At 62.9% G+C, this 13,110-nt stretch carries 16 protein-coding genes; 7 read left to right on the forward strand and 9 right to left on the reverse strand.

Features of this window, described 5'->3' with window-relative positions:
• Positions 1 to 114: 114 nt before the first annotated feature.
• From YUO_RS43675 to YUO_RS40125, 8 genes are all read right to left on the reverse strand, one after another.
• Positions 115 to 702, reverse strand: a complete 588-nt coding sequence (locus tag YUO_RS43675; RefSeq protein WP_051379304.1) for a tetratricopeptide repeat protein — start codon at positions 700 to 702, stop codon at positions 115 to 117.
• A gap of 78 nt (positions 703 to 780) precedes the next feature.
• Positions 781 to 2,943 (reverse strand): type III secretion system export apparatus subunit SctV, encoded by a 2,163-nt coding sequence (gene sctV / locus YUO_RS0107875; protein WP_028346769.1) that lies wholly within the window; start codon positions 2,941 to 2,943, stop codon positions 781 to 783.
• Entirely contained in the window at positions 2,940 to 3,347 is a 408-nt protein-coding gene (gene sctY, locus YUO_RS0107880) for a type III secretion apparatus assembly chaperone SctY (protein WP_063830278.1), read from the reverse strand. Before sctY ends, sctV begins: the two co-directional genes overlap by 4 nt.
• Before the next feature lie 6 nt (positions 3,348 to 3,353).
• A complete protein-coding gene (locus tag YUO_RS43680; RefSeq protein WP_051379305.1) occupies positions 3,354 to 3,740 on the reverse strand; it encodes a hypothetical protein in 387 nt (128 codons plus the stop codon).
• 33 nt (positions 3,741 to 3,773) lie between these two features.
• A complete protein-coding gene (locus YUO_RS43685) occupies positions 3,774 to 4,760 on the reverse strand; it encodes a SctD/MshK family protein (RefSeq protein WP_156908542.1) in 987 nt (328 codons plus the stop codon).
• Between the two features lie 126 nt (positions 4,761 to 4,886).
• Entirely contained in the window at positions 4,887 to 5,111 is a 225-nt protein-coding gene (locus tag YUO_RS40120; protein ID WP_035726292.1) for a hypothetical protein, read from the reverse strand.
• Between the two features lie 180 nt (positions 5,112 to 5,291).
• Positions 5,292 to 5,519, reverse strand: a complete 228-nt coding sequence (locus YUO_RS0107900; RefSeq protein ID WP_156908543.1) for a hypothetical protein — start codon at positions 5,517 to 5,519, stop codon at positions 5,292 to 5,294.
• Between the two features lie 240 nt (positions 5,520 to 5,759).
• Positions 5,760 to 6,572 (reverse strand): secretin N-terminal domain-containing protein, encoded by an 813-nt coding sequence (locus YUO_RS40125; protein ID WP_198028002.1) that lies wholly within the window; start codon positions 6,570 to 6,572, stop codon positions 5,760 to 5,762.
• 164 nt (positions 6,573 to 6,736) lie between these two features.
• Here YUO_RS40125 and YUO_RS0107910 point away from each other — a divergent pair, with 164 nt between their 5' ends.
• Both YUO_RS0107910 and sctJ read left to right on the forward strand, forming a co-directional pair.
• The gene (locus tag YUO_RS0107910; protein ID WP_028346772.1) at positions 6,737 to 7,282 is read left to right on the forward strand and encodes a nodulation protein NolB; all 546 of its coding nucleotides are present in this window, start codon (positions 6,737 to 6,739) and stop codon (positions 7,280 to 7,282) included.
• 40 nt (positions 7,283 to 7,322) lie between these two features.
• Entirely contained in the window at positions 7,323 to 8,195 is an 873-nt protein-coding gene (gene sctJ, locus YUO_RS40130; protein ID WP_051379307.1) for a type III secretion system inner membrane ring lipoprotein SctJ, read from the forward strand.
• 44 nt (positions 8,196 to 8,239) lie between these two features.
• Here the strand turns inward: sctJ and YUO_RS46075 are convergent, their stop codons facing one another.
• Positions 8,240 to 8,758 (reverse strand): hypothetical protein, encoded by a 519-nt coding sequence (locus tag YUO_RS46075; protein WP_156908544.1) that lies wholly within the window; start codon positions 8,756 to 8,758, stop codon positions 8,240 to 8,242.
• 115 nt (positions 8,759 to 8,873) lie between these two features.
• Here YUO_RS46075 and sctL point away from each other — a divergent pair, with 115 nt between their 5' ends.
• The 5 genes from sctL (at position 8,874) to sctR (ending at position 13,101) form a co-directional block, all read left to right on the forward strand.
• Positions 8,874 to 9,512, forward strand: coding sequence for a type III secretion system stator protein SctL (gene sctL, locus YUO_RS0107925; RefSeq protein ID WP_083754518.1), 639 nt, complete (start codon positions 8,874 to 8,876; stop codon positions 9,510 to 9,512).
• Positions 9,509 to 10,849, forward strand: a complete 1,341-nt coding sequence (gene sctN / locus YUO_RS0107930; protein WP_028346775.1) for a type III secretion system ATPase SctN — start codon at positions 9,509 to 9,511, stop codon at positions 10,847 to 10,849. The genes sctL and sctN overlap by 4 nt, the downstream gene beginning before the upstream one ends.
• Positions 10,850 to 10,854: 5 nt before the next feature.
• A complete protein-coding gene (locus YUO_RS0107935; RefSeq protein ID WP_028346776.1) occupies positions 10,855 to 11,346 on the forward strand; it encodes a hypothetical protein in 492 nt (163 codons plus the stop codon).
• A 74-nt stretch (positions 11,347 to 11,420) separates the two neighbouring features.
• Positions 11,421 to 12,452, forward strand: coding sequence for a type III secretion system cytoplasmic ring protein SctQ (sctQ, locus tag YUO_RS0107940; protein ID WP_198028003.1), 1,032 nt, complete (start codon positions 11,421 to 11,423; stop codon positions 12,450 to 12,452).
• The gene (sctR, locus tag YUO_RS0107945) at positions 12,445 to 13,101 is read left to right on the forward strand and encodes a type III secretion system export apparatus subunit SctR (RefSeq protein ID WP_028346778.1); all 657 of its coding nucleotides are present in this window, start codon (positions 12,445 to 12,447) and stop codon (positions 13,099 to 13,101) included. The genes sctQ and sctR overlap by 8 nt, the downstream gene beginning before the upstream one ends.
• Positions 13,102 to 13,110: the final 9 nt, after the last annotated feature.

Below are 13,110 nucleotides of genomic sequence, written 5' to 3' on the forward strand. Positions count from 1 at the left end.
AACTTTCGCCACGGCCGGCCTCGACGGCATCATGCATGCATCGGCGAGCGTGGCAGTCGCTGCCAACCTAGCGTTCAAAGCTGATGCGAAGCTGACGCCACAGGGCCGGACGTGCTATCGAACGTTGGCGGTTCCCAGCGTCTTCGAGAGCGCGAGGTTGTTGCGCGCCGCGCGATCGTCGGGCGCAACTGCAAGAGCGCGGTCATAGTGGCGCTGCGCCTCCTGATGCCGACCGACTGCATCGAGTGCTATTCCGGCGCCATTGAGCGCTTTGACGTTTTGCGGATGCCGTTCGAGGATGGCGCCGAACGCTACGAGGGCTTCTGCATGCTGCTGTCGCCCGAGCATGACCTGCGCGAGGCCAACCTCACCATCGACATTGCCGGGCGCTACCGCAAGCGCCTCGCGAAACGCGGCCTCTGCTCCGTCGAAGTCGCCGTTGCGCATGAGCGCGCGCCCGAGATCGATCTTGGGCTGCGCTGCGGACGGCTGACGTTCCGCGATCCGCCGATAGATATTTGCTGCGTTTAGCGCGTTTCCGCTGCTCTCGGCGGCCTGGGCCAGCCGCGTCAGCGCCGCGGTGTCGAGGTTGGCGCTGCTCGCCGGAGGCTCGGATGATCCGGCGACGGTGCCGAGTTGTGCTCCGGCTCCGGCGCAGGCGCTGACGCCAAGGGCAAGCAACGGTAGCGCGAGCGAGCGCAACCACTTCGATCCTACGCACGATCCCGACGGCCGCGGACCCTGACTCAACACGCACCTCACGGCTATCCAGCCGTGCGGTCATCCGACGGCCGGTACGACACCCTGTGGAAACGATCCAGATCGCGGAGCCGTATCGGAGCCAAAGCTCCCGGCGAGTCCAATCGTACCGACCGGTTGAATGGTAAAGTCGCTTGCCAACTCTTGATACGAAAGAACGGGAATGTCCAGACCGTTGCGCACGAGGAAGCCACGCACAAAGCGGCGGATGTCCATCGACGTCAAAATCACCGGCCGATTGCGATCCGAATGCGCATTTGCTCCGATGCGGCGAACCCGTTGCAAGAGCCCTTCCGAAACCTTGTCCTCCAGAACGAGATAGGGACCGACCGCGGTATCGCGGACTGCGCTGCGGATCGTGTCTTCTGCCGCACGCTCGATCATGTAGGCAGGCACAATCCTGTGGGCGTTCGCATGTTTATGACAGATTTGCCGCTTCAGTGCGGCGCGGACGTACTCGGTCAGAAGCACGACATTCGGCTCCTTTTCGCCCCATTCGGCGAGCGCTTCAAGAACCAGCCGGGGATTGCGAACCGAGACGCCCTCATCGACCAGGCGCCGCAGCACATCGGCTATCCTCTGCACCGGGATGGTACGCGTCACTTCTTTCACAAGTTCACCATACCGGCCTTCCAGCCGCGTGAGCAGCGCCCTGGTTTCCTGAATGCCGATAAATCGTGCAGCATTGCGCGCGAGCACCTCTTGCGCACGGGCAGCAATGACATCCGTGCAGTCGCGGTAGCCGATGCCGGCCGCCGACAGCGAACTCTCGTGTGCTGCATCGATCCAGACCTGATCGGACGATCTGGCATCGCCATCGGTGTGCGCCGAGATTCCGGCGAGTTCCAAATTCACGGGATCGTCACACAGCAGTAGCCGCTGCGGATCAACGTAACCCTCCTCTACCGGTACGCCTTCCACCTCGATCCGAAATCGTGACGTGCCAAGCGTCGAATCGAAAACGACGCCAACCTCCGGTATCAGAATGCCCAGCGTATCGGCCAAACTGGCACGCGATGCATCAAGCTTCGATCGCAGATTCTGCATCTCTGCGGTGGAACGCAGATGGTCCGCCAGCAGAACGATGACCGGCGGCGCTTCTGCAGGCGCCGCCTGGCGCATCTCTCGCGCGCGCGACGGGGCGTTCGCGCGCGCGTCGCCTGCTCTCGCCATGTCTTCCTTGGCGATCCCCCCATCCTCGTCGCCCGCATTCGATCTCGTTCCTGCGACCAGACTTCCTGCGCCGAACGCGAGTGCAAGCACCAGGAATACCGCTGTCGGAAAGCCGGGGATCAAGCCCATGGCAAGCAGGACGATCGCGGCCAGCCGCAGCGCGCGCCGATCTGCGGATAGCTGGCCGGCGATATCGCGTCCAAGGTCTAGCCTGCTGTCGCCGGTTACCCGCGTGACGACCGTCGCCGCGGTAATCGAAAGCATCAAGGCCGGAATCTGCGAAATCAGCGCATCGCCGATCGTCAGCAGCGTGTACTCGCGCACAGCCTGCACCAATGGCATGCCGCGGCTTAACGTGCCGACCGCGATACCGCCGATCAGGTTCACGACAATGACGACCAACCCGGCGATGGCGTCGCCCTTGACGAACTTCATGGCGCCGTCCATCGCCCCGTAGAGCTGGCTTTCCTGCTCGAGGCGACCGCGCCGGCGCCTTGCCTCGACCTGATCGATGTCGCCGTTTCGCAATTCGGCGTCGATCGCCATCTGCTTGCCCGGCAGCGCATCGAGAATGAAGCGCGCACCCACCTCGGCGACGCGCTCCGCACCCTTCGCGATGACGATGAACTGCACCACCGTGATGATGAGGAAGACCACCAGGCCGACCAGAACGCTGCCGGCGATGACAAATTCGCCGAATGTCCGGACGATGTCGCCTGCGTTGGCCTGGGTGAGAATGAGGCGGGTCGTGCTGATGGTGAGTGCCAGCCGGAAGACCGTCGACAGCAATATGATACCCGGCAATGTAGAGAATTCGAGCGGGCTCAACACATAGAGCGACACCATCAGCAACAGAACTGCAAATCCGAGATTGAAGCCGATCAGCAGGTCGACCAGCAGCAATGGCATGGGAAGGATCATCATCGCGACGGTGAGCACGAGCACCAGCGCGATCATCAGATCCGGACTGCCGGGCGCCCGGGCAACCAGCGTCTTCAGTCGTTCCATCATTCGCGCCCTCCATGCGACCGGGCAACCACAAACTGATCAAACCGCCGGCGTGCGTCGGCCAAGTGCCCCTCGAGCCGCAGCGCATGGCTTCGCAGCAACAGAAGCGGTGCCTCCGATGCCGGATTGGTATCCAGATCGTCCAGGCGATCGATCGCGGCAAGCGCGGCCGCCCCGTCCTTGTTCGCGAGGTGCGCGTACGCCATCATCCTGATTGCTTCGACATCGTCGGGCCGCGCCCGCACGACGAGGCGCAGCAGCGCGAGCGCGCGGCGGCACTGTCCGCAGGCCACGTAGACATAAGCGAGCGCGCAGAGCAGATCGCGCTGATCGGAGCCGACCATCGCGCCTGAACGATGCTGCTGCGGATCGTCGGACGGGTCGGACTTCCGCATCACGCCACGCATGGCACACTAACCTTCGACCAGGCTGTTGCTGTTCTGGCGCAATTGCGATAGCCGCTTGAGTTCGCGCCGGATGGTCAACACCCCCTCGCGAACGAGTCGCTCGTCCGCGCTGCCGGCCAAGTCCGACTGCAATTGCTCGAGCAGCGCGCGATGGCGCTCTGCCTGCAGGACGTGCGGATTGCGCAGCCGCGGCATCACGAATGTCATCAGCGCGTCGACCAGATTTCGGCCTGCAAAGCCCGAAGCGGCGTCGGGCCGATCGGCCCGCGAAATGATGGTTTGCGCCTCGTCCAGATGCCTGCGGGTGACGCCGTCAAGGCCCGGTGTGGCGAGCGTTCGTTCGATCGCGGCGTCGAGGCGCACGCCGGGCGGCAGGCTGGTCAGCTTCGGCATCGTCCGCACCCCGCTCCGGTCAAGGTGAACGCATCAGTAACGAACTGCGACAAGCTTCCCCTCGCGCCGCAGCAGGACTTTCTCGGCCTCGATGCGCTCGATCGCCCATCCGCCATCGAGCATGGCGCCCTCGAGGTATTTCTGACCTCTGATGAGAAGGTGGGGATGGGCTCCGCGCCACACGCCTTCGATGGACAACGACAGCGGCACCTTTTCCGCCCTGACGCTGACGCCGTTCACAAGCGTGATGTCGCCTTCAAAGCGCTCGTCGAACCATCTTTGGACGGTCTGCCATTGCGCCGCGGCCTTCGGATCGATGGTCCCGGTCGCGGCGACGATTCCGACCCCAGGCTCGACCAGAACATTCAGGATGCCCATGCGCTCGACTTCCGCCCGCATGGCATCGGCCGCAGCCTTGACCGCGTCGGATCCGGGATCGGGAATGCTAAGGCCACCTTCGCGCTCGCGCTGCACCGCCTGCCTGACGATCCCGGTCACCGGGACGTCAGTCGGGTTCGCGGCTGAAGCGCGCCAAGTCTGCCGCAGATCCGCGTGAATCGCTCCGGCCGTCTGCGAAATCGGCGCGTCCGCCAGCGAATGCATCATCAATGCGATCAAGACGATGCTGACCAGTCCCATCCCCATCAACAAGCGCGACCGAGACATTGAAACGCCGAACAGGCCGCCGCGCGATGGCGGGGCCGGATCGTCGGCGCGGCTGAAATGCAACTGCGCGGCGCCAATGTTCATTCGCAAAGGCGTTGCAACCGCCTGTCGTGCGCCGGCTGCAAGATACTTCTGCGGGCCGACCGAAATCCTGCCCGCCAACGCCTCGACCTGAAGCTCAGCTCCGGAGGTATCGATCATGGCATGAAGAGGCTCGACATCCGCATCCATCAGCACGATGTCGGCATCCATCGAGCTGCCGATCGTGTAACGCCCAGGCACGAAGGCATGTGACGAACCGGCATACAGCCCGGACTCAATTGACATTGTCAGACAATTGGGCGGTAACGACATGGCTCGCTCCGATTCTTCATGGCTGGACGCCCCGCGTTCTGCAAGGCGGTTCCGAGGCGGGCTCGGATTAAAAACGAGTGCGCGGTGCGCGCCATGGAGCGCGCACCGCGATGTCTGAGCAGACGATTACTGAACGCGCTCGTCGGCCACTTTCTTCTGCGTGTTCTGGTCGACCTGCAGGCGACGCAGCTCCATGCTCTTCTGCATGGATTCCTGATACGTCTGCTTGAGCTGGTCCATCATGGCCTGGAAATCGCCGCCGGCCGCGCCGCCGCCGCCATTACCGCCGCCAGCGACGGCACCCGCCGCCGCGTTCACGACGTTGCCGACACCACCAAGTACTCCGCCCATTGTTCATCTCCTGTCGTTGATGTCCTGGATGTTTTTGCCGTCTTCGTCACGCCATAGCCTCCGATTGCTGTCGAGCCACGACGCGACGTCCATCAGGCTGCCGCAGAGGCGGCAACCTGAAGCCTTGTGTTCGAATCGCACCTCATCGAGCGCATGTTCTTCACGAACGACGCTCCAACCTTAAGAATCCTCTTCTTCCTCAAGCGCTTCCCGGCCCATATCCATGATGTCCATGAGCGGCTGCACCGACATCATGCCGATGGCCTTCTGCAGTTCCGCCTCGAAGGCTTGCGACTCTCCGCCGCCATTGCCTTCGATCGCGCCGCCAACGGCTCCGCCGACCATGCTGCCGACAGGACCGCCGAAAATGCCTCCCGCGATCTGACCAATCGCTCCGAGTACACCCATGACGAATTCTCCTTCGTTCATCTCGTGGCGCGACAACCGGTTTGGCCGGCGCGATACGCGGAGTTGAATGCGATCGGGCTATGGGTCACCGCAGCCGACCGATGAGGCGTCTTGCGATTTTCTTTTCGCAACAGACCTCATGGCGCACACGCTATGAGCGTCAGCTTTCGGGAAGCTGACGAGAGGTCGGCTTTTTGAGGAGGAGAAATAGAGGATGTGGACAACCGCTCAGCGCGGACTTTAGCGGCGGTTGGGGCTGCCGGGATCGCCGTCACGTCCACCAGGCTGCTCGCGTCCGGCCGACGTGCCTGAGGATTCGTTCGGGCCGAAGGTCGCCTCCAATCGTCCGTTACGAAGGATAGTGGTCTGAGAACCGCGAAAAACGGTCAGGAACGTATCCTGCGGAGGCGACGATTCCACTCGCACGCCCGCGGGCTTCGGGCGGGCTTGCTCCTCGGCGATCAACCCATTGAGGGTCTGCTCGACCAATGCCACGAATCGCGGCGGCCCCGTCACCAAAACAAGCTGCGTATTAGGGGCCGGCCTCACCGCATAGCGCTCGTCGGCGACTTCGAACGCCGCAAGCGTCGACGCAAGCTGTTCAAAGGATACCGGACCGGGAACAAGCAACCTGCTTTGCGATTCGCGGGCCGAGGTGACATGCAGCACCTGTCCGTCAAAGTACCACTCAAGATTATAGAGTGAGGCCAGCCTGTTCAGGAAGGCTAGCGGCGCAAGGTCAGGGAGTCGGCCTTGAATACGGCCGCGGATCTCCTGGCTCACATTGACCTTGATATTGAGGTTGCTGCCAAACTCCAGAAGCGCCGCCGACAGATCCTGGTTGATAACCGTGTACGTATAGGTCGTGTCCGGCAGTTTGAGGTGCGCGGCAAGCGCTCTCGAAGACAACAGCAGCGACGCCGAGACGCTCAAGCCCGCAATAACAAAGCTCGCCGCAACGAGGCGTGCAACAAAACCACGCCCCTTGTCGCGCGCGGCGCTGGAACTCTGCTCGGGCACCGTTCTTGGCGTCATATATCCGTCGTTCTGCAAGCCGTCTCCTCGATCGTTATCCGACACACATATCGAATCGATGACACTAGGTTCGGAACAGCGGCGACGATCTCGTCACTTTCCGGTCAGCTAGCCTCAATAGCCTTCCCTCACCGCATGCAAATGCAAGAGCAGCTTCTCGAACATCAAGCCGAGGCGAAAACATGTCCTTCGATCCGCTGGCGGCTATCAATGGTGCGGTTTCCACCACGGCGCCCCTGTCTGGAAGCGCCGCGCCGGCTGGCGATGCAGCGGGTACATTTTCGCGGGTGGTCGCAAACACTTCGTCGGAACCGAGCAATGTGGCCACATCCCATGCAGCGGCGCGCGCGCAGGAAAGCAGGCACGAGGCCACACGTGTGGCGGCCGTGCGAGAGTATCCGTTGACGTCATTGCCGAGAAATCCACAGGACGGACTGGGACACCACGTGCTGGATCGGCTGGAAACACTCCATCGCGGCGATCAGCGGCTGCGCACGGCGAATACCCATTCCGCAACCGATGCTTCGCCGGTCGCACTCGCGGGCGCTGGACTTCCGCGCGGGCCCGCCGCTGCGCCGCTGAACGGTGCGATCAGGTCGGATGACGCCTTCAACGTCATGCTTCGCAACTTCGAACAGGTCTATCAGCAATCCATTCAGGTCGGCTTGATGACGAAGAGCACCGGCGCCTTCACCACTTCGATGAACAAACTGATGTCCTCGGCGTGAGCAGCGGCTTGGATATTCCCTACCTCAAGCGGAGACCCATATGATCGCCGTCCGTGCCGTGGTGAAACTGGTCGTGCTCGCGGTCGTGTTTTGTACTCTGGCAGGATGCCAGACGGAGCTTTATTCCAAGCTGGACGAGCGCGAAGCCAACAACATGATCGCGCTCCTGCACAAATACGGCATTTCCGCCGAGCGCTCGTTCGCCAAGGACGGCACCAGTCAGATCAGCGTCGCAGAGAACCAGCTCCCGCAAGCGATCGAGCTTCTCAAGGCAAACGGCTTGCCGCGCAGGACGTTCACCAACATGGGCGAGGTCTTCAAGAGCAGCGGCTTGATCTCGTCACCGACGGAGGAGCGCGCGCGCTTTATCTACGCGCTGAGCGAAGAGCTGTCGCGCACGATCTCCGATATCGATGGCGTTCTTTCCGCCAGAATTCACGTTGTTCTTCCAAAGAACGACCTGTTGCGTCAGGATACGACGCCGTCCTCCGCGTCGGTGTTCATTCGTCACGATGCGCGCGCACCGCTGAAATCGTTGCTGCCCCACGTCAAGATGCTGGTGGCGAACAGCATCGAGGGGCTGTCCTATGAGAAGGTGTCGGTTGTGCTCGTTCCGGTGGAACGTCCTTCCATTGACGTCGCGGCGCCAACCACGGTCGGCGCAGCAACTCAAGCCGGACTGATGGCAGCCCGGCCGGCTGGTTCGTCTCAAGCGCTCTACCTTTCCCTCGCAGGCGTGGTTGCGCTGCTCCTGACCGGGGCGCTGGCCTTCTGGCTCGGTCGCCGCCAGGAACGACAGCGCGGTGGTTCGTCGCCAGCGTCCGGCACCGCCCGCGATGATCCACCAAGAATCAAGAGTCTCTCCTCGAATGATCGTGGCGTCGATCAGGCGGTCGCGCAGCGCGCTGCCTGAGGTTGGCGCTTCCGGCAAAGGACTTCATGTCAACCGAATCGACCCTACGTTCCGAATGGAAGGAAATGGCTCCGCTTGATGCCACGCGGCTCGTTCTCGCCGCTCATCCGCGAAGACTGGCTGATACGCTCGACGGCCGGCTCTCCGACGCTGTTATCGGCCGCCTGCAGGGCTGTCCTCGTCTGCATGCCCGAATTGCGCCATTGCTGATCCAGCCGGAGGTCGACGGTCCGGGCGATATGCCCGCAGACGATGCGATTGCGTTGACGAACCGGCGAACGACATTCGAACGTCTCTTCCAGGTCGATCTGAAGCAGGCGTCGTCGCTGGCCGGCGCTGCCTGGCACGCCCGGTCGCTTCGGCAAATGATCCGCGGCCGCGACGTCGCCGATCTGGTCGCTCAAATCGGGCAGCGCGCCCATGCATTCGGTTTGCACCGCGAGGGCGTCGCGCCCGCACTGCGTTCCGTTGCGCCCGCTACTTTGGCTGAAAGAATCGCGCACGCTGGATATGCGTGCCTCGGCGTCTGGTTTTCGTCCTTTCCGCAGCCAATGCGACAGCAACTGTGTGTCCGGCTGCCGCCTGAAAGCGCTGAGTCTTCCGAATGGAGCGATGCGCAGCGGAGACTGGCGCTCGGCCTGATTGATCCTGTGCTGTCAGAACTCGACGAGTCGATGCATGCCTCCGACTGAGCCGCCGGCACGTCCCAGATTGAAGCCATGCGGCCCCGTCGTGCGAGCTGAGGAGTTCAACCATTGGCGCGAGGCGGCGCGCGCGGTCGATGCAGCCCACCAATATCTGAAATCGATGCAGGAGCTGGCTCAGGCTGCCTACGAGCAGGAAAGACGGCGGGGGTTTCTTGAGGGTCGCGAGGCGGGGAGCCGTGAGGCCGCGCAACTCGCTGCCAACCTGGCCGGAGAAGCCACGCGCTATCTCAGTGAAATCGAGCGTGCTGTTCCGTCCATGATCATGGTCATCGTCGAGCACATTCTCGGCACATTCGACGAGGTCGAGTTCGTGACGCGGGCCGTCCATCAGGCAGTGACGACGCTGGCAGGGTCGGAGATATGCCTGCGTGTTGCGCCCGAGATGGTCGAGCCGCTGCGCCGCTCGCTTGACGAGGACGGCTGCTGCGACGCGCGCTTGCTGCGCGTCGAGGCTGACGCCGGCATCGAACGCGGCGACTGTCTGATCGTGACGCAGGCCGGCAACATCGAGATCGGTCTGGCCGCGCAGAGCCGGGCGCTGCGGAACGACCTGCAGCAGCGGCTGAGTGCGATCGAGATCGCCGGCAGCAATGGACAGCACGCCTCATGACAGAGGAACGGTTATCCATTCGCTTTGCGTCGCACCTGCCGCGGCTGCATGACGCCGTCAAACAGATTGACACCCGGCCGGTCCGGGGCCGCGTCACCAAGGCAGTCGGCACGCTCGTTCACGCCGTCGTGCCCAATGTCCGCATCGGCGAACTGTGCACGATAGCGGACGCCCAGGCCGGACACTCGATCAATGCCGAGGTCGTGGGCTTCACCAGCAAGGGCGTGCTGCTCACGCCGATCGGCGGACTGCATGGGCTGTCGATGCGCAGCGAGGTGATACCGACCGGCCAGACCATGACGACACCGGTTGGCGAGGCCCTTCTCGGACGCGTCATCGACAGCCTCGGGCGTGCCCTTGACGGCGGTGCGCCGATCAACCGCCGCGAGAACGTCCGTTCCCTGCATGGTCCGGCCCCCAATCCGCTCACGCGGCAGATGATTGATCGTTCATTCAGCGTCGGATTGCGTGCGATTGATGGGCTGCTCAGTTGCGGCGAAGGCCAGCGCGTCGGCATCTACGGAGAGCCGGGAAGCGGCAAATCCTGGCTGCTCGCTCAAATCGTCAAGAATGCGGACGCCGATGTCGCAGTGATCGGCTTGATCGGCGAACGCGGACGCGAGGTGCGGGAGTTCATCACACGGCAGCTTGGCGAAGCGGGGTTGAAGCGGGCCGTCCTCGTCGTCGCCACATCGGACAGGTCGCCGATCGAACGGCTCAAGGCGGCCTATGCGGCAACGGCGATCGCCGAACATTTCCGCGACAGCGGGCGCCGCGTCCTGCTCTTGATCGACAGCATCACCCGCTTTGCTCGCGCGGCACGCGAAATTGGCCTGGCCGCAGGTGAACCACCCACCCGCCGCGGCTTCCCGCCATCCATCTTCGCGACCCTGCCGCAATTGATCGAGCGCGCAGGCATGGGTGAGCGCGGCTCGGTGACCGCCTTCTACACCGTTCTGGTCGAAGGCGACGGCACCGGCGATCCGATCGCCGAAGAGACGCGGGGCATCCTCGACGGCCACATTGTTCTATCGCGCACGCTCGCGAGCTCGGGCCACTTCCCGGCCATCGACATCCTCGCAAGCCGCAGCCGGCTGATGGAGGCGGTGGTTTCCCGCGAACATGGCATAGAGGCCGGCAAGCTGCGCGCCCTGCTCGCCCGCTACGCGGAAATCGAGTTCCTGATCCAGGTCGGCGAGTACAAGCAAGGAGCCGACAAAGTGGCCGACGAGGCCGTCGCGAAGATCGACAACATTCGATCGTTCCTGAGGCAGCCGGCCGACGAGCGGACAACCTTCGAGGAAACCAGACGATGGATGGCACGCCTCGCCTCTTGAGCCATATGCGCGCGCTGTCGCATTATCGCATGCTGCGCGAGCAGCAGGCTTGCCGCCTCATGCAGGCGGATGCCGCGGCGCGCGACGGGGCACGCTCGGCTAACGAGGCGGCGGCGACCGCGCTTGCTTCCGCTGAGAACGACCGGTGCCTTGGTGAACAGCGTTACTACCGCGATCTCGCATCCACCGCGCGCGTTACGATCGACATGCTGTATCGGCGGCATGACGAGCTGACCCGATTGGGCGCAGCGGTGGAAGGCGCAAGCCGTCTCGCGGAGACGGCGAGCGCGGCGCTCGCGCGCTGCGAGAGCGAGTTGCTGCGGTCCACGGCTGAGTACCGCGCGCGGTTTCGCGAAGTCAAGAAAGCGCGCCTGCTGCAGAGCAAGCTTGAGGATGCCTTCCGTTCTCACATGGAACTGATCGACGAACTGGATACGGAAGAACAGAGCAGCATTCGGCATGTGAATAGACCCGGCGGCCGGAGTGAATGGCCGTGATGAGTGCCCACGGAGCGCTTGCGACCCACCGAGAGCAGCCGCAGAAGACCGGCGTCACGCCATGGCAACCGCGGATGCTGTGCGAACTGCCGGATTTACCCGTCCTGAACGCTTGTTCCGTCCGACGCGCGCCGTTCAGGGGCTCCATCGAAGGCCTGTCGATCGAATTTGACCTGTCGCCCACCTATGCGTCCGCGCCTGCCGCCACGGCAGACGATCGTTTCGAAGCGATCCTGAGCTGGGGAGACGCTCAAGCAATCGCTACGCTTGCCTTCGCACCCGTGCGCCACCTGCTGGAGCGAATTCAGCCGGAGCTTTCCGACGATCCGCCGAGCGATCCGGCTCTGTCGCTGCTTATGGAGCTTGCGCTGGCTCCGCTGTTCGCGAAAATCGAGATGTCCACCGGCACGCCGCTCGCGCTTCGGTCATCGTGCCGCCGCGCGGCCGGCGACCTCCCAAGGCCTGGTCGGCAGTCGCGCTGGCTTGCCTTCCGCGGCACGATGGATGGCGATCCCCTCGAGCTTGCGCTTGAGTTCGACGGTCACGTCATCGAGAACTTCGTCAAGCTGTTCCAGCATGTTGCGCCGGCAAGATTACCGTTGGCACAGACGTTCGTGCCCATCATCACTATCTTGGGCGCAGGCGCCGTACGGCTGCCGGTGCGCATGCTGCAAGACCTGCACCATGGCGACGTGCTGATACCGGACGAACTTCCATTCGAGCGCGGCGAAGTTGCTCTCACGTTTGGGCATCGATATCAGGCGATCGCGCGCCTGGAACAAAACGGAGCGCGTGTTCAATCCGTGCTTCAGCACAGCAAGTCGATTCAGGAGATCAATGCGATGGATGGCAAAGGCACATCCGGCGTCGTCGAGATGGATGATCTCGGCGATCTCGAAGTTCAGTTGACGTTCGAGCTGGGTCGACAGACCGTCGAACTGGAGCAACTCCGCACGATAACGCCCGGCTATGTATTTCCGCTCGCACGTTCGCCGGATGACCCCGTCGACATCGTCGCCAACGGACGGCGCATCGGCCGCGGCGAGATCGTGCGTGTGGGTGATGGTCTCGGCGTTCGCCTTATTCGCCTGTTCGACCATGGCTGACATACAGCCCGGCATACTTGCGCTTATCGCGATCACCTTCGGCCTGGGATTGCTGGTCTTCGTCGTCGTGACGACGACCTCATTCCTGAAGATCTCGGTCGTGCTGTTCCTCGTCCGCAACGCGCTCGGCGCCCAGCAAGTGCCTCCGAACATCGTCCTGTATGGCGCCGCGCTGATCCTCACCGTCTATATCAGCTCCCCCATCATCGAGCAGGTCTACGGGCAATTGAACGATCCTACCCTGCAGTACAGGACGTTCGATGATTGGGGCGTCGCGGTGAAGCGCGCCCAGGAGCCGGTGCGTGACTATCTAAAGCGCTTTACCAGACCGGAAGAGCGGCAATTCTTTCTTACCGCCACCGAACGCGTATGGCCGGCCGACATGCGTAATCGCGCGAGCGAGGACGACATTTCAATTCTTGCGCCTTCCTTTCTGCTCGCCGAACTCAAGCGCGCCTTCGAGATCGGATTTCTGCTCTATCTTCCATTCATCACCATCGATCTCGTGGTCACGACCATCCTGATGGCAATGGGCATGTCGCTGGTATCGCCGACGGTGATTTCAGTTCCGTTCAAGCTGTTCCTGTTCATTGCGATCGACGGCTGGTCGCGGCTGATGCACGGGCTCGTCCTGAGTTATGCGCAATAGCGGAGGACG

The organism is Bradyrhizobium murdochi (assembly GCF_000472965.1).
In the GTDB taxonomy this organism is placed as follows: Bacteria; Pseudomonadota; Alphaproteobacteria; order Rhizobiales; family Xanthobacteraceae; genus Bradyrhizobium; species Bradyrhizobium murdochi.